Source organism: Rhodococcus sp. NPDC019647 (assembly GCF_044389235.1).
GTDB lineage: Bacteria > Actinomycetota > Actinomycetes > Mycobacteriales > Mycobacteriaceae > Rhodococcus_F > Rhodococcus_F oxybenzonivorans.
Window position 1 is genome coordinate 100728 of sequence record NZ_JBIRXS010000025.1, and the last position, 16730, is coordinate 117457.

General features: G+C 63.7%; 15 protein-coding genes. All 15 read right to left on the bottom strand.

Going from position 1 to position 16730, the window contains the following annotated elements; genetic code table 11:
- Positions 1-35 precede the first annotated feature (35 nt).
- The 15 genes from ACH49N_RS30280 to ACH49N_RS30350 all read right to left on the bottom strand — a co-directional run bounded on the left by ACH49N_RS30280 (position 36) and on the right by ACH49N_RS30350 (position 16322).
- Entirely contained in the window at positions 36-461 is a 426-nt protein-coding gene (locus tag ACH49N_RS30280) for a zinc ribbon domain-containing protein (protein WP_358276430.1), read from the bottom strand.
- Entirely contained in the window at positions 458-1639 is a 1182-nt protein-coding gene (locus tag ACH49N_RS30285; protein WP_358276431.1) for a thiolase C-terminal domain-containing protein, read from the bottom strand. Before ACH49N_RS30285 ends, ACH49N_RS30280 begins: the two co-directional genes overlap by 4 nt.
- Entirely contained in the window at positions 1632-2807 is a 1176-nt protein-coding gene (locus ACH49N_RS30290; RefSeq protein WP_358276432.1) for a CoA transferase, read from the bottom strand. Before ACH49N_RS30290 ends, ACH49N_RS30285 begins: the two co-directional genes overlap by 8 nt.
- A complete protein-coding gene (locus ACH49N_RS30295) occupies positions 2807-4105 on the bottom strand; it encodes a CoA transferase (RefSeq protein WP_358276433.1) in 1299 nt (432 codons plus the stop codon). The genes ACH49N_RS30290 and ACH49N_RS30295 overlap by 1 nt, the downstream gene beginning before the upstream one ends.
- A gap of 288 nt (positions 4106-4393) precedes the next feature.
- Positions 4394-5158 carry an SDR family oxidoreductase gene (locus tag ACH49N_RS30300; protein WP_358276434.1) on the bottom strand — a complete coding sequence of 255 codons (765 nt, stop codon included), beginning with the start codon at positions 5156-5158 and terminating at the stop codon, positions 4394-4396.
- A gap of 15 nt (positions 5159-5173) precedes the next feature.
- Positions 5174-6409, bottom strand: coding sequence for an acyl-CoA dehydrogenase family protein (locus ACH49N_RS30305; protein ID WP_358276435.1), 1236 nt, complete (start codon positions 6407-6409; stop codon positions 5174-5176).
- A gap of 60 nt (positions 6410-6469) precedes the next feature.
- Positions 6470-7255: an SDR family oxidoreductase gene (locus tag ACH49N_RS30310; RefSeq protein WP_358276436.1), complete on the bottom strand. Its 786-nt coding sequence runs from the start codon at positions 7253-7255 to the stop codon at positions 6470-6472.
- Between the two features lie 82 nt (positions 7256-7337).
- The gene (locus ACH49N_RS30315) at positions 7338-8279 is read right to left on the bottom strand and encodes a PDR/VanB family oxidoreductase (protein ID WP_358276437.1); all 942 of its coding nucleotides are present in this window, start codon (positions 8277-8279) and stop codon (positions 7338-7340) included.
- A gap of 77 nt (positions 8280-8356) precedes the next feature.
- Entirely contained in the window at positions 8357-8743 is a 387-nt protein-coding gene (locus ACH49N_RS30320) for an ester cyclase (protein WP_358276438.1), read from the bottom strand.
- A gap of 52 nt (positions 8744-8795) precedes the next feature.
- Positions 8796-10025 carry a cytochrome P450 gene (locus ACH49N_RS30325; RefSeq protein WP_358276439.1) on the bottom strand — a complete coding sequence of 410 codons (1230 nt, stop codon included), beginning with the start codon at positions 10023-10025 and terminating at the stop codon, positions 8796-8798.
- A gap of 16 nt (positions 10026-10041) precedes the next feature.
- Positions 10042-10233: a ferredoxin gene (locus ACH49N_RS30330; RefSeq protein WP_358276440.1), complete on the bottom strand. Its 192-nt coding sequence runs from the start codon at positions 10231-10233 to the stop codon at positions 10042-10044.
- Positions 10234-10263: 30 nt separating this feature from the next.
- Complete coding sequence (locus tag ACH49N_RS30335) at positions 10264-11097, bottom strand: mycofactocin-coupled SDR family oxidoreductase (protein ID WP_358276441.1); 834 nt, start codon at positions 11095-11097, stop codon at positions 10264-10266.
- 570 nt (positions 11098-11667) lie between these two features.
- Positions 11668-12489: a GntR family transcriptional regulator gene (locus tag ACH49N_RS30340; protein WP_358276442.1), complete on the bottom strand. Its 822-nt coding sequence runs from the start codon at positions 12487-12489 to the stop codon at positions 11668-11670.
- 119 nt (positions 12490-12608) lie between these two features.
- A complete protein-coding gene (locus tag ACH49N_RS30345) occupies positions 12609-12833 on the bottom strand; it encodes a hypothetical protein (protein ID WP_358276443.1) in 225 nt (74 codons plus the stop codon).
- Between the two features lie 219 nt (positions 12834-13052).
- The gene (locus tag ACH49N_RS30350; protein WP_358276444.1) at positions 13053-16322 is read right to left on the bottom strand and encodes a protein kinase; all 3270 of its coding nucleotides are present in this window, start codon (positions 16320-16322) and stop codon (positions 13053-13055) included.
- Between the last annotated feature and the right edge of the window lie 408 nt (positions 16323-16730).

Sequence of the window (16730 nt, forward strand, 5' to 3'; positions counted from 1 at the left end):
GCGACCTGGGCAAGGTCAGATCGTGAGGTTGTCCCCTACACGTTCCCCTTCACGATGGTCCATTTGGGAAGCACCCTGGCGTTGCCATCATGATCTGGTCCGAGATCCTCGAATTCGACGACCAATTCGGTGTTCTCGTCGACGTCCACCCTGCCAGGTAGATGGCCGATCATCCGGACGTTCTGTTCACCGTGGACGTCGATCAGGACCACGGTGTACGGCACGGGAAAGAGCGGGTGGACCTGATGTTCGACAACGGTCCACGACCTCGCGCTGCCCCGGCCGGGGACGGTAGACCATCCGAGTTCCGCTCCGCCGCAACCCATGCACCGGGGCCTGGGCAGATGGATCCGGGTCCCGCAGTCCGTGCAGGTCAGGACACCAAGTTTCCCTTCCGCCGCCAACGCGAAGAAACCGCGGGTCGCCGGGTCGTCGACCCGCGGTGCCAGCCGGGCGCTCATGCCGACACCAGGATCAGCGCGGCGGTCGACGGCGGTGGGGCCGACGTCACGAGGGACACCGACGCCCCCTGCACTTGGTTCGACGACTGTCCGCGGATCTGCCGGACACCTTCGACGACATGGTTCATTCCGTGGATGTAGCCCTCGGACATATGACCTCCACTCGTGTTGAACGGTATCGCCCCGCCGACTTCGAGTGCACCGGCCTCGATGAAGGTGCCGGCCTCCCCGCGGGCGCAGAAGCCGTAATCTTCGATCTGCAGCAGCGCAGTGATGGAGAAGCAATCGTAGAGCTGTGCGGAGTCGACGTCCTCAGGCCCGAGACCTGCACGCGCATAGAGCGTCTGCGCGCACTGCCGTGACGGCATCGACAGTGGATCCTCGCGCATCAACGCCGGATACATCTGCCCCGGTTGCGGCCGAGGCCCACTTGCCATGGCTGCCGCACGGATCACGGCGGGGGGTTGCCGCAGGTCCCTCGCCCGTTCGGTGGTGGTGACGACAACCGCGGCGGCACCATCGGTCTCGAGACAATAGTCGAACAGGCGTAATGGCGTGGACAGCATGCGCGAATTCATATAATCGTCCAAGGACATCGGACGGTGGTGCATCTGCGCCGCCGGATTGTTGTTGGCGTGTTTACGCGCGACAAGTGCGATGTTCGCGAGTTGCTCGGATTTCAGCCCGGTCTCGTTCATGTACTGCTGGGCGATGAGCGCAAAGAACATGCCGGGAGAGAGCAACCCGTACGGGCCGAAGAACTCCGTGAACGACTCGGCGCCGCCGATGACGGGATCCAGCTCCGCAGAGAGTCCGAACCGGTTGCCGGAGCGGCCGTTGAGGGAGCGGAAGACCACCACGGTGTCCGCCTGTCCACTCATGATCGCGGCGACGGCCTGTGCCACCATCGCGCAAGGACCCGACCCACCGGGACCCGCCTCACCGTAGTAGGTCAGATTGCGCGCGCCGATCGCATCACCGAGGGCCGCACAGGACACGAGATCCATGTCGTTGCGAACGATGCCGTCGACCTCGGCAGGATTAATGCCTGCGTCTGCCAGCGCACCGAGCGCCGCGTCCGCCGCGAGAGCAGTCACGCTCACACCGGAGTTCTTCGAGAAGGCGCTCTGCCCGACTCCCGCGATTGCGCAGACGTCGCGTTGCCATCGATCAGTCATGTGTCAGGACCTCTTCGGTGTGCTCGCCGAGGCGCGGCGGACGGCTCGGCCCGCCGTCACCACCGGAGAATCGGTACGGGGTACCAGGAAAGAGGACACTGGATCCGTCGTGCATCTCTACGGGGACGAAGAACCCGCGTTCGGCGAGGTGCTCGTCGTCGAACAACTCTTCCGGGGCCCGCAGAGGCCCGATCGGCAGACCGCACCCCTGCCCCTCACGGTAGATGGTTCCCGAATCCTGAATGAGGAAGAAGACCTCGAGCAGTTCCTGGATATGCGAAAAATTCTGCTGCCGATACGCCAGCGACAGGTACTCGTCGTCGACGAGGTCCGCCGCGACGCCAGCCGATTCCATCCACGAGGTCAGTGCCTTCCACGCATGCTGGTCAGCGAGGATGAGAGCGAAGTACACCCACACCCCGTCCGCGCACTGGAACAACGCCGGCTGCGTCGGTTCCGGTTGGGCGTGCCGGCAGGTCTGCCTCTGCACCAGCGCCTTCGGGTAGAACCAGTAGGGGTTTGCCAACTCACCCGTGACCGCGATCGATTCGTGCATCGACACGTCGACCACCTGTCCCTGCCCGGTGTTCTGGCGCTCGATGAGCGCAAGAAGAAGTCCGCACAGCGCGAAGCTCGCGGCGGTCATGTAGCCCTGATTTCCGCCGGGCCGGATCGGCGGAATGGAATGGTCGTCGTACCCGCAGGTGGTGAGTAGCCCGCCCATCGCGAGCCCGACCAGATCGGAACTGCGGTAGTTCGCCCACGGGCCGGTCAATCCGAACGGCGAGACCGACAAGGCAATCAACCGAGGATGCTCCGCGCACAGCCGTTCGAGATCCACTTCCTGCGCCGCCAGATCGACGGGCCGGCCGGTGGTCAGAAGGATGTCCGCGCCGGCGATGAGATGCGCGAGTGCAGCGCGTCCCTCCTCGCAACCGGTATCGACGGTGACCGAACGTTTCGAGGTGTTGTAGGTCCAAAAGTTCAGGCTGCTGTCCGGATCGGCATTGCCACCCGCGTAGGGCCCGATATGTCGGCTGGCCGCACCCCCGAGGGGCTCGACCTTGATGACGTCGGCGCCCTGATCGGCAAGTAGCTTGCCGGTATATTCGCCGGCCGGATCGTCAGCGAGCTCGACGACGACCAGTCCACTGTATGCGAGTTCCATCAGATCACGCCCTCTGCGGTAAGCGTCGCAATCTCATCCTCGCCGAGTCCGAGGATGTCGCCGAAGACATACTGATTGTCTTCCCCGAGCAGGGGGGCGCTGCGCCAATTGTGTTGGACAGTGCGAGAAAATTGCATGGGTGAACCTTCGAATTTCGCCACTCCGATCACCGGGTGATCCAACTCGAAGAATGTGCCGCGTAGGTCGATTTGGGGGTCCGATTCGGTGAGGTCTTGCGAGTTCCGCACGGCACCGGCAGCCACACCGGCGGTCTGCAGCAACTCCATCGACTCGTGCGCGGGCCGACCGGCGGACCAGCGGGAGATGTGCTCGTCGAGCTTGTCCTGGTGGGTGAAACGCGAGGATTGATCCGCGAACTCCGGTGACGACGCCCATTCGGGGTTTCCGAGTGCGGTCACGAACCGGGACCAGTCCGCATCGTCGAACACCGCGATCGCGAGCCATTTGTCCTCGCCCGCTGCTGGATAGACCCCGTGCGGGGCCGCATGGGGATTGTTGAGGCGGTTCCCGTTCGGGTATCCGGGTCTGCGGGTCGTGGCCTTGTTCACGGACACGTCGAGCAGGTCCGGGCCGATCAGATTGATGCCGGCCTCGACGGCAGAAACGTCGATTTCCTGCCCCTTGCCGGTGGCGTTGCGTTGCATAATTGCCATCAGCAGTGCCGCCGAATTATAGTACGCGGCTTGGTTGTCCATGTAGGACAATCCCCAACCGGACGGTTCCCGGTCCGGCAGACCGGAGATGAAGGACAATCCGCACACCGCTTGGATCACCGGGCCGTAACTCTTGAATCGGTGGTGTGGTCCGCTGTGCCCGAATCCGCTCATCCGCGCGAAGATGACCTCGGGGTTGATCTCCCGCAGATCGTCGTAGGTCAGTCCCCACTTCTCCATGACACCGGGGGCAAAGTTCTCGGTCACAACCGAACTGGCGCCGATGAGCTGCCGCACCAACTGCTGGCCGCGTTCGGTCTTCATGTTGACGGTGATGCCGAGCTTGTTGCGGCTGTAGTTGTTGAACAGCCCGCCCTTGTTCGGATCCGGATTCGGATCTTCGTCGCCGTACGAACGCAGTTCGTTCTTGTAGATGGGCAAGCGCCTGGGCATGTCGAGTCGATCACGTGCCTCGATCTTGATGACCTCGGCGCCGAAGTCCGCCAGCAGACGCGTCGCGACAGCACCAACGCCCATCCAGCAGAAGTCCGCGATTCGCACACCGGCGAGCGGTCCGGTGCGCTGTTGGGGCAGGCGCCGCCCACTGTCCAGCTGTGTCTGCATTGGCCGCGTGTGCTCTAGTGCCGTCACCGCGTGCCTCCCATCCTCGTCGTTTGTCGGGGTATCAACCGGGCAGCTCACTCACCGGAATTTCGTGTGCCTCGTCACTCCCGTGCACCGAGCATAATTATCATGAGGAATATTGGCAAGTGTGCGCGTGCAGAAAATAGCCGCATGAGCCGCGAACCCCGCGCATCGGGAAATTTGTGCGCGGGGTTCGCAGAGATCAGCGCTGAAAGTCCCTACCAGCCAATCAAGTAGAGGGAAGTTTGGCAGGGGCCCGACAACGGATTATCCGACGGCCATTCGGCCACCGTCGACAGGCAGGATCGTCCCCGTGGTGTAACTCGAGGAGTCGCCGGCGAAGTACAGCACCGCTCCGACAATCTCCTCCGGCCGGCCACCACGCGAGATCGGCCAGGCTCCCGCGAGATCGTCGAAGTCGTCCATGTCCCAGCCCTTGCTGATGTCGGTGAAGAATGAGCCGGCCATCACGCAGTTGACTCGGACCCCAGGTCCGTAGGCGGAGGCGAAACCCTTCGTCAGCGAGTTGAGACCGGCCTTGGCTGCGCCGTACGGAATGTAGGCCGGGGCCGGCCGCTCGGATGCGTTGCTACTGATGTTGATGATCGAGCCGCCGCCCGCTTCGGCCATTCGCGCCGCGACGAGGGCGCTCAGGCGGAACGGACCCTTGAGGTTCACGTCGACGATCTTGTCGAACAGCTCCTCGCTCACGGCTTCGATACTCGGATACAGCGGTGCGATGCCGGCATTGTTGACCAGCACGTCCAGCTTCCCGAAGGTCGAGTACACCTCGTCGATCAGGGTCGGCAGCGTCGCCCAGTCCCCCACGTGTGCTGCCACGCCGAGCGCCTTGACCCCGGTCTTGGCCTCGATGTCCGCAGCGAGCTCGCGGCACGGCTCGACCTTACGGCTCGCGATCACGACGTGTGCGCCCTCTTCGGCGAACGCCCAGGCCATCGAGGCTCCCAGGCCCCTGCTTCCGCCGGTGATCAGGGCTACTTTGCCGGCGAGATTGTGTCGATCGGTACTCACGGTTCCTCGATTCGTTCAGGCGCTCGAGCGTGACGTCGATTCACGCCACGACGTGCCCTTGTCGGCCCGCGCTTCTGCGGGAAGCCCCAGCAGTCGTTCGGCGATGATGTTGCGCTGGATCTCGTCGGAGCCGCCCGCAATGCGGTAACCGGGTGCCCCGAGGACGTGGTCGTTCCACCCGTATGTTCCCGGTCGCCCCGTGTCGGCGAGGAGCGTGCGTCCTAATATTGCAGTGGCGGTGTCGGACACCAGCTTCAGCTTGTCGACCCACTGCACCTTGCGGACCGATCCCACCGCGCCGGGAGCGCCTCCCGCCGCCCGTGCCTGGCGATCGCGGAGGAGGTCGATCTCGGCAAGCGTCTGACGAAGGTAGACTTGGGCCAGTTGCTGCCGAATCTGTGGATCACCGATCCGTCCGGCAGCGCGGGCGGAGGCAACGAGCTGGCTGAATTGTCCGCCGACTCCCGCTGTGTTCGAGCTTCCTCCGCGTTCGAATGCCAGGGTCGTCAACGCGACATTCCAGCCCGCCCCCACCTCGCCCAGCCGCAGACGATCCGGGACACGGACGTCGGTGAAGAAGACCTCGTTGAAACTGGTACCTCCGGACATTTGCCGGATCTGGCGTACTTCCACACCCGGTGCGTCGAGCGGCACCAGGAACGCGGTCATTCCCGCGTGTTTCGGTACATCGGGATCGGTGCGGGCGATGAGTTCACCCCACTCGGCGAATTGCGCGCCCGAGGTCCACACCTTCTGCCCGTTGATCACCCATCCATCACCGTCTCGGACGGCGCGAGTGCCGAGGGAGGCGAGGTCGGAGCCGGCGCCGGGCTCGGAGAACAACTGGCACGCAAGGAGTTCACCGCAGAGCATCGAGGGCAGAAAGGTCTTCTTCTGTCTGGGCGTCCCGAGGATGCGAATGGTCGGGGCGATCAAGTGCATCGTGACCGAAAACAGCTCGTGTGGCGCCAACGGCAACAGCGCCGACTCCTCCCTCGCGAATACATCGGCATGCTCGACGCTCAACCCGGCGCCGCCGTCCTCGACCGGCCAGTCGATAGCACCGTAGCCGGCGTCGAACTTGATGCGCTGCCACCTCTTGTGCTCCTCGAGCAACGCCTGCTCCGCCTCGAACGGCAGTGAATGGAACACCGCCACATCGAACGGGTCCCGCTCCGTAGTGCCCGCGACGGCGCCGGCGTTCGCGCGCAACCATGCGCGGGCCTGTTCACGAAACTCTGACAGGGTCATACAACCTCCGAAAAATTATGCAGCGAAAAGCACCCGGCCCCGGCCAGGAAGCTCCGGCAATCAGTACAACGACTCTCCGCCGTCGACGATCTGGTTGGTGCCCGTAATGAATCTCGCGCTCGGACTGCACACGAACACCGCGGCCGCGGCCATGTCCTCGACGCTGCCGGCTCGACCCAACGGAACTGTCGCGGCCATCCTCTCGAAGATCTCCGGGTTCCGCTCCAGCGCCATCGGGGTTGCGGTGATGCCGGGCGAGAGAGCGTTGACCCGAACGCCGTGCTCGGCCAGCTCATAGGCTGCCACGCGCACGAACTGATTGAGTCCCGCCTTGGTCGTCGCGTAGTGGATCGTCGCTGGCCGAGTCCCCAGTGCGCGGACCGACGACAGCACGAGGATCGCCGCATTCTCGCTCTTGTCCTCACGTGCCACCATCCGCGTCGCGGCCTGGTGACAGCAGCGGAAGGTGCCCGTGAGGTTCAAGTCGATCGTGTTGGTCCACACCTCCTCCGTCATCTCCAGGAACGGGACCATCGATCCACTGCCCGCGTTGGCGACGAAGATGTTGAGCGTAGGGAAGGCGCGGTCTGCGAGTGCGAACATCGCGCCGACCGATTCGGGGTCGCGGATGTCTACTTCCGCAATCTCGACCTGCTGCCCGGGCGACGCGAGCTCCTGCAGTTCCTTACGAGCGAGCTCCAGTTGTGGTCGCCGACGGGCCGCGATCATCACACTCGCCCCGGCTTCCACCATTCCCTTCGCAATGCCCAGCCCAATGCCTTCGCTGGCACCGGTCACAAGCACGTACTGCCCGGCCAGCACACCCTGATTTCCGCTCTCTCTCATCACAACACAGCTCTCCTTCGGTTCCTCCGCTGCGCGACTGCGGGATGAGCGCCACTACCGACGTCCGCACGAACGGATGTATTTACGCGTCGAGACGCAGTGAGACCGAGCGCGCGCGTGACACACACAGCATCATGGTCTGACCGCATGCACGCTCATCGTCGGTCAACACCGAATCCCGGTGGTCCGGAATGCCCTCGAGGACTGCAGTTTCACAGGTTCCGCAGGTTCCCTCGTTGCACGAGGAGAGTATGTCGATTCCGTTCTCCTCGGCCACGGACAGGATCGTGCGATCGGCGGGAACGGTGACCGTGATACCGGACTGTGCGAACTCGACGTCGATGTCGTGATCGGGTTCGTGAAGTTCGATTTCTTTTGCCACGAACCGCTCGGTGCGCAGGGTCCGTTTCACCGGCCCGGCCGTGCAGAGGTCTTCCAATTTGGCCAGCAGCCCTTCCGGACCGCAGGAGTAGATGATGGTCTGCGGATCTGTGGCGGCGACGAGCCCGTCGATGTCGGGCATCCCCCGTTCGTCGTCCGGCCAGATCTGGACGCGATCTCCGAACTGGGCCAACTCGTCGAGGTAGGCCATGCTGGCCCGCGATCGTCCGGCGTAGAACAGCTTCCAGTCCCGGCGTTCACGTTCGAGCTGCATGATCATGGGGATGAGAGGGGTGATGCCGATGCCACCGGCCACGAACTGAACCGTGACGCCCTCGGCGAGAGCGAAATGATTGCGCGGAGTGCTGACCGTGACCGATGACTGCTCGTCGAGCGAGTCGTGAACGAACACCGATCCGCCGCGACTGTTCGGCTCCCGGAGCACCGAGATGACCCACCGGTTGTCGGTCACTGCAAAGCCGGTCAGCGAATACTGGCGAATCAACCCATCGCCCAGGTGGAGATCGATGTGGGAACCGGGTTCCCACCGCGGAAGTGCGTCACCGCCGACGGCTTCGAGTGCCAGTTCGACGATGCCGTCGGCGACCGGGCGTCGTTCGACGACGCGTAGATCGAGGTTCATGTTCACTTCCCAAACATTTGTCAAGGGTGCCGATTCCCTCGAAGCGGGACGAACCCGCTTCGAGGGAGCGCAGCGAGTTATCCGTAGTCGCACCACTCGGTCAAGCGACCGTCCTCGAACGTCATGATCGAGAGCACGTTGAGCTTGCAGAGCTCGCCGGCCTTGCCGAACCCGGGAACGTCCGCTGTCGCGGTGCCCTGCCACGTGGTCTCCCGCATGACCGAGTTGCCGGTCACCGCCCACCGGGTGGTTTCACCGATCGAGCGGTCGGGAAAGACCTGCTTCATCTGTTTCACCGTCTCGATCATCAGATCGCGACCGGTTGCGGCGACGCCCCGATTCTGGTGCACCACCACGATGTTCTCGTCGACCAGGTCGTGGAGCACGTCGAGTTCGAGGTTGTTCCACGCATCGACGACTTTGTGGGCCTGCGCCAACAGTTCTTCCGGAGCCGGGTTGGTCATGAATAATCAGTCCTTCTAGTGAGTCTGAGATGCGAGGGGTGGGTGGGGGTCGTCAGTTCGTGAGCACTTCGATCTCGAGCTCGTGGATTCCGCGGGTAGGCATCGAGTGGTATCCGATTCTCTGCCCCTCCACCAAGGTGAACTTGGGCATCTTGGTGACGATCCGCTCGAGTACCAGAGTCATCATCACGCGCGCGAAGTTGGATCCGAGGCACCGGTGGGGCCCGATGCTGAAGGCGATGTGGTTCTTCTCCTTGCGGTGCAGGTCCCACTGGTGCGGGTTGGGAAACTTCGTTTCGTCACGGTTGGCCCCGTTGTACGAGGTCCATACCTTGGCGCCCTCGTCGAGCTCGGTCTGGCCGACCGTGACGGGGCACGTGGTGGTCCGCTGCAGTGCCGTGACATTCGCGAACATGCGCAGGCCTTCTTCGACTGCGTTGGGAACCAGGTTCGGATTCTCCACCAATTCGGCCAGGTCATCGGGATGAGTGGCGAGGTGATGAACGATGCCGCCGAGAATGGTGCCGGTCGATTCGAGACCGGCAATCGACAGCGGGAGTACCACGGCGATGCGCTCGGAGAGGGTGGGCTCGCGGCCGTCGATCTCCTTGACCTGGCACACGAGGCTGACCAGGTCGTCCTCGATCGGATCGGCCATACGCGCCTTCACCAGGGCTTCGATGGCGGCGTAGAGGCTGGCGAATGCATTCTCCGATGCCTCCGCCGTCTCGCCGACGAAGATATCGTGTGCCCATTGCATCCAGTCGTCGATTTGGTCGCCCTCGAGCTGGAGCAGATTACTGAAGACCGCGCGGAGCTGCAGCGGGCGCAGGAAGTCTTCCATGACGCTGAACCGGCCACGCTCGATCCCTGCGTCCAGGAGCCTATCGATCTCCGCGGTGATCGACGGCGCGAAGACTTTCATCTTCTCTTCCGTCAGTTCCGGGTTCAAGATCTTTCGCCAATCCGTCTGCGCCGGCGGATCGAGGTCCTCGGGGAGGAACCGGCCCTCATTTTTCGGAGGTGCTGCCCGGTTGTCGTGGCCGAGGATCGCGACGCCCCCTTCGGAGGAGAAGCGTTTCCAGTCACGCAGGATCTTGAAGACATCTTCGTAGCGGGTGGCCACGTAGCAGGGGGTATCGCCCTGCGTATGGACGCTGAGCTCGTCGAGTTTCTGCATGCGATTGATCTCGGGCCAGAAATTGTCGTTGAATTCCGCCGACCACATATCGACGGGGCATCTACCGGTCGTGGCCGTCTCCGACTGCAACTGTTCTGTCATTTCCAAATCCTGTCTCTCACACGGTGGTAATTGCGGCTTCGGGACACACGGCCAGAATCTCGTCTACCGAGTTCGACTCCGGCACCACACCGTGGTTCTTCACCTGAGCGCGGCCCTCGTCGTCGGGTTCGAACAAATTAGGAAACAGCGCGTAGCACCTACCGTGCGCCTGGCAGAAGTCTTGATCTATCGCTACCTTGTTCGTCATTTCGACTCCAATCGATGTCTTCCGGCACCTTCAGGCGCGTGCGAGTTGTCCGCCGTCGACGGGAATCGCTGCGCCGGTGACGAATCGGGATTCGTCCGAGGCAAGCCACAGCACGGCGTTGCTCACATCCTCGGGCTCTACCCACGGGATCGGAAGAAGCGTGAGGTTGCTGAAAAGATCTGCCGCATCCGCGGGAGTTGGGTTCTCGATATCGGGAAGGAACATCTTCAGCAGGCTCTCGTTGATCGCCATTTCGGTGTTGACGGCGCCGGGATTGACCGAGTTCACCCGGATGTTGTGTTGACCCACCTCGTTCGCCAACGACAGCATCAGCCCCTGCATTCCGTGCTTGGACGCGCTGTAATGCGCCTGCCCGGGCGCGCCGCGCAACCCGACCGTGGAACTGACGAAGATGACCGATCCCCCCGCTCCGCGCTCGATCATCGAGGGCAGAACCGCTCGGCACGAATGCCAGGCTCCGACGAGGTTGGTGCCGAGAATGTCTTCCCACTGCTGGTCGGTGAGCCCGACGACCGATCCCTGATTAGAGATGCCGGCGTTGGAGACGAGAATGTCGATTCCGCCGAACTCACGGAGCGCCTCGTCGACCACCACATCCAAGGACGCCTGGTCCCGCACATCGGCGGCACGCGCGATGATCCGGCGGCCTTCCTGTTCGACCAGCCGCACCGTCTCCTCGAGGTCCTCCGGGGTGCCGGACGTGTAGTCGAGATTGGCCTGCTGCCTGCACAGATCAACCGCGACGATGTCGGCGCCTTCCTGCGCAAGCCGGACGGCGTGGGTACGCCCCTGTCCGCGAGCAGCACCAGTGATGAACGCGATCTTGCCATCCAGCCGTGTCACTTGATTGCCTCCTAGGGCAGCTGTCTCGGCGGGTACGCCAGGTACTCAAAACAACTGGCGGCGCCAAGCAGAAGAAGAGATGTCGAGAGCGCATCGCAGCAAGCCGACGAGCCCCGGTTCGTAGGGTCTTGTTAATCCAGTCACATCCCGGACAACGTGAGATCCATATTGCTCATGAGGAACTCGGATGTCAAGGGGAGATCGCAATTTGCGCGGCACCACCGTGGGTGAGTTGACAAATCCGGTTTGACCAGCACTTTCAACCGGTTCGCCCCGGCGTGAGGAATCTCGCCGGGTCCCACAAAAACACACGCGCAATCACGAGTCGTTCGCGACTCGCCCATCCGCACGGGTCGGGAGAGGGGGGGAAGGAAGCGCCGGCATGCCTGGCAAAGCGGCCCTCCGAAACCGCTCGCGGATACGCCAGCTTTCGATCGGGAGGAATTTCCCGGTCCAAGGGCCTCTCAGTAGCGGAAAAGCCTGCCGACCTCAACAACGGCAATACTCGGCGCCCGGTGTTCAGCCCGGCCCAGGCGCACCGGTTGTGCGCGTAACCAGGTAGGCGTCAGTTCACAGCCACTCGATCGGAGAATCGAGCGATCCTCCCAAGCGATCGCGGCAGTAGTCGACCACCCCTCGCAGGTGTTCTTCCATGAGATCTCGGGAGCGTTTGGGCTGCCCAGCAGCAACTGCCCTGGCAATCTTGTGATGATCGTCAACGAGAACGTTCCGGAGTGTGCGGGGGTCGTCGACCATAGCGACGTGGTGCGCAACGATCTGACCGTAGGATTCGAGACTCAACTCGAGGACCCGATTGCGAACCAACGAGGCAACGGCCCCGTGAAACCCAGCATGCTCCTCGAGATAGCCCTCGAGGACATCTTCGGATTCGTGATGGTGCCCGTCCAGGAAGGGCGCCATGGTCGCCGCGCGCATGTCGGCGTCCGGATGCCGAGCCGCACGCTCGGCCAGCTCCCCCTGTCCCCACACCCACGCCTCGAAGAGTTCCTGGTAGGTGGCACCCGACATGTGAAAGAACAACGCCGAGACCCGCCCGAGGTGCGCCGCGCCCACAGAGCCGACCACGGGGCCGCCTCCGGGACCGCGTCGAATCGCGATCATTCCCTGCACCTCGAGTAGGCGCAGTCCTTCCCGCAACGATTCTCGGCTCACACCGTACTGTGTGAGCATCGCCGCTTCCGAGGGAAGTCCATCGCCCGGCCGGAGGTTCTGAGCACGGATGTCCCCCACAATGTTCCGTGCGATGACTTCAGCGGCCTTGAGCGGCCTAAGCAGCGAGGATCCACCAGCCGCAATCGGAATCGGGCGGTCACCGTTCGTCTCGCGCTTGCGTGTTTCGCGCTTGCGCATCCCTTCACTACTTACGACCATCGCGCCATCCTCGTGGAGTACCGGACCTACACACCACCGATTCGCGGTGCGCGCGGCACCCTAGAACGTGGACGTGCTGGACATCACATCGGATATTATCATGATGTTTTGCATGACCCCTATTGAACTCGTCTCTGATTGCGTTCCAACAGCGCCGCTGCCGAGCCCGCCGACGGGTGGGCGGCCGTGTCCTGCGCCCGCCCAGACGACCCCGCATGCTCGAGAAAGCCGGGCTGGATGACGATGGTGAGTCCGCGCCGGTGGAAGTCGTCGATTGCATCGGCGGGGATTGGGGCGCCGTGCTCGATGCGGTCGCCGGGGATGATCCCGACCTCGTCGAGCACCCAGCAAGATCGGCAGTGCCTCGCGGGTGACGCAGTTGTACCGCTGCCGTTCGCCCGTGGGGGCCAGCGCCCGGGTGGCGAGGTAGAAAACACTTGAGAGCGGGCTGCTCGGGTGGCCCCTCGCTCGCATCGACCAAGGCAAGATCAACCCTATCGCGACCGTCGTCTGTCACGTTGTCATAGTTCCCAAAGTTTAGCGGTCACGTCCGGTAAACGAGGCTAGTCGTGCGCCTGCTCCACGACCCAGGCTGCGACCTGTGTCCGGGAGGTGAAACCTAGTTTGGCCAGGATGTGCTCGACGTGGCCTTGTGCGGTGCGGGGTGAGATCACCAGGCGGTCGGCGATGGCCTGATTGGTCAGGCCTTCGGCGATCAGGTCCGCGACTTGGCGTTCCCGGTTGGTCAGTCGCGTCGACGCGTCGGTGTGGAGCGTGGAGGCGGCGGACTGTTGTTCGTGGAGGGCGTAGGCGATGGCTGCGTCGAAGCCGAGCTGTTCGCCTTTGCGGTGAGCCGCTCCGAATGGCTTGTCTCCAAGCTTGTGACGGACCGTCTGTTCATAGTTCTCGTGGTAGACAAGCAGATTGGAATGAAGGACAACGGCACTGCCCACCGACCGTGCCAACCCGTCCGCGGCTCCCAGCAGAACCGCAGCCCGCGATGGATCGTGCCGGTCGCACGCGATCCAGGCCAGCACCTCGAGGCATGAGATGGCGACACGCGGGCCATGCACTTTTCTGGTCAACTCCAGCGATTGCTCGAAGAGCTGGATCGCATGATCTACATTATTTTGCTGCCAGACGGCAATACCCATGGCCCACAATGAGTACGACCGGTACATCTTCTCGCCGTGCACTTCAGTAATCGCGAGCACACGCGCGTGGCACGAGATTGCCTGATCCGTCGACCCATGCTGCCCATAGGCCACACCCAACGAGAACAGGACACTGGTTTCGAGTGTGCGATCCTCCCGCTTGCTGAACTCCGCAAGTGCGGTTTCCATGCGAGAGCACGCGCGCGTGAAATCACCACTGTAGAGGGCCAGCATGCCGTCAGCGCAGTCAGCGAAGGCGCTTATCATAAGGTCGCTGGTCTGCGCCGCCAGCATTCGCGCCGCCGCCACGAGTTCGGCACCGGTCTGGAGGTCACCCTGAACGTTCGCCATTACGCTGTCGACGTAGAGCGCCTTGACCCACTCGAGAGTGGGTGGGCCGCTCTGACGGGCGAGCAGTTGGTCGAGCCAGCGCCGTCCCTCGTTGTAGAGGCCCTGGGAGGTCCAGAACGAGAACAGTGCGGCGGCGGTGCGCAGGCCGGCGGCGGGGTTGTCGTCGACGCTGAATTCGAGGACCTCCCGCAGGTTCGGTTGTTCTCGCGTCAGGCGGGCGATCCAGTCGAGTTGGCGGGTGCTGATCCACTCGGCTTCCGATTCGAGCGCCAATGCCTCATACCAGTCCCGGTGCCTGCGGCGCACGGGTAGGGATTCACCGGTCTGCTCGAGTTTCTCGTAACCGTATTCGCGGAGGGTCTCGAGCATCCGGAACAGCACCACCGACCCGGCTTCCTCCCGGATCAGGATCGACTTCTCCACCAGGGAGGTCAGCGTGTCGAGCAACTCGTCCGGTTCGAGGTCGGCGCCGCACACCTGCTCTGCCGCATCGAGTTCGAAACTTCCCGCGAAGACCGCCATCCGCCCCCACACCAGTTGTTCACCGGCGGTGCATAACTCGAAGCTCCAGTCGATACACAGTCGCAGCGTCTGTTGCCGTGTCGGCGCACTCCGGCTGCCGCGGGTCAGCAGGGTATAGCGGTCGGTCAGCCGCCCCAGGATCTGCTGGGGCGACATCGCCCGCAACCGGGCCGCAGCCAATTCGATCGGTAGCGGCAACCCGTCGAGCCGGTGGCAGATGCCCGCCACCGTTGCCCCGTTGTCCTCGGTGAGTACGAACCCGGGAACGGTGGAAGCGGCGCGTTCGACGAAGAGGGTCACTGCATCGTATTTCGGCAACGCCCGCAACGAGGGCTGCCGCTCGGGATCCGGGACGGACAGCGGGGGAACCCGCACCACTGCCTCCCCCCCGATGCCCAGGGGTTCACGGCTGGTGGCCAGTATCCGGAGCCCCGGACACATCCGCAGCAGGTTGTCGGCGAGTTCCGCGGCGGCGTCCACCACGTGTTCGCAGTTGTCGAGCATCAGCAACAGTGTCTGTGCCGCCAACTGTTCCAGGAGGACCTCCCGCAGCGGCCTCACCGAGTGGTCCCGTACCCCCACGGCCGCGGCCACCGCATCGACCAGCGATGACTCGTCACGCAGCTCACCCAACTCGGCCAGGCGCACACCGTCGTCATAGTCGCGCTGGACACTTGCCGCCACCCGCATCGCCAGCCGCGTCTTGCCCACACCCCCGATCCCCGTCAACGTCACCAGCCGCGACCCTGCGAGCATGTTCCTCGCCTCGGTGAGCTCATGTCGACGGCCGACGAAACTGGTCAGCTCCAGGGGAAGATTCCCCATCGCACCCGGAGTGGAGGCACCTGTGCGCCGCGGTTGCCCTTCTGGCTGCCTTAGCCGCTGGTCGTTGCCCTGTGCGTCGGGTTCGGCTCGTAGGGGCATCTCGTCGACCGGAAAGCCATGAACGAGTTGAAGCCGTCGCAGTTCCTCTCCGAAGTCGGCGGCGGACGGCGGACGCTGATCGGGCTCGCGGGACATCGCCCGGGCGATAACAGCGGACACATCCTCGGGGATCCCGTACTCACGCAAATCGGGCACTTCTTGCGTGGTGATTCGCAGGAACTGGGCGACGACCTGCTCACCGCTGTGACGCTCGAATGCGGCATGCCCGGTCAGGGCACTGAACAGGGTGGCGCCGAGGCCGTAGACATCGGCAACCGGACTTGGCGGGTCACCCTCGAGCACCTCCGGAGCGGTGTAGGCCGGCGACCCGGTGACGGCGCCGGTAGCCGTCTCGAAGCCGCCGGCGATGTGCGCGATGCCGAAGTCGGCCAACTCCGGCGCGCCGTAGTCGGTGAGCAGGATGTTCGCGGGTTTGACGTCGCGATGGAGGATGCCGAGCCGGTGCGCCGTCTCCACCGCGCCGGCGATCTTCACCCCCAGCCGGAGTGCCTCACCCAACGGCAGGGGACCGCCGCGACGGATGAGTGCGTCGAGGGAATCCTGCGGGTGATACGGCATCACGATGTAGGGAAGGCCGCTGTCGGTGGCCCCGACCTGCAAAATGTTGAGAATGTTCGGGTGCCCGGTCAGCCGCCCCATCGCCCGCTGCTCCCGAAAGAATCGAGCCCGGTTCTCCTCGTCGAGTTCCACAGTGAGCACCTTCACCGCCACCGTGCGCTCCAGCTCCTCCTGCGTGCAGCGGTAGACCACACCAAAACCACCCCGGCCGATCTCCTCGGCATTGCCAAAGCCGGTTCCTGCCAACTCCGCGGCTGGGGAGGGCGGGTACCGCTGAGTATCGAGCGGATCACCTTCACTCATCGGACGGTCTACTCACTCCGTCGGCTCATGTGCCTACGCACTGGTCCCGGCGGCACGACCAGCACCCGTTCCCTCCGTGGACTCACCTCTGGAGAGCGCCCCTCAAGGATATCGCCCGATTGGTGGCGCCGACCGCATTAGCGCGCCACCTCGCCGACCGGCAACCACTGCCACTCATCCAGCGAGTGCGCCCGCACCCGCTGGACCGGAGTGCGTCCACAAGTTTCCGGTTCGTCGTCGACGAACGCCGACCACCACCACCACCCCACTGCAACCCCAGACCGGTCACCGCCTCCACCAAATCCGGCCTAAACCTGATTCCACCGAAGGATCAGCTGCGTAGCAGCGTGTCGAACTGAAGAAAGTGCCCCCTGAACTGGGAAGATTGGAGTTCTCACACAACAAATC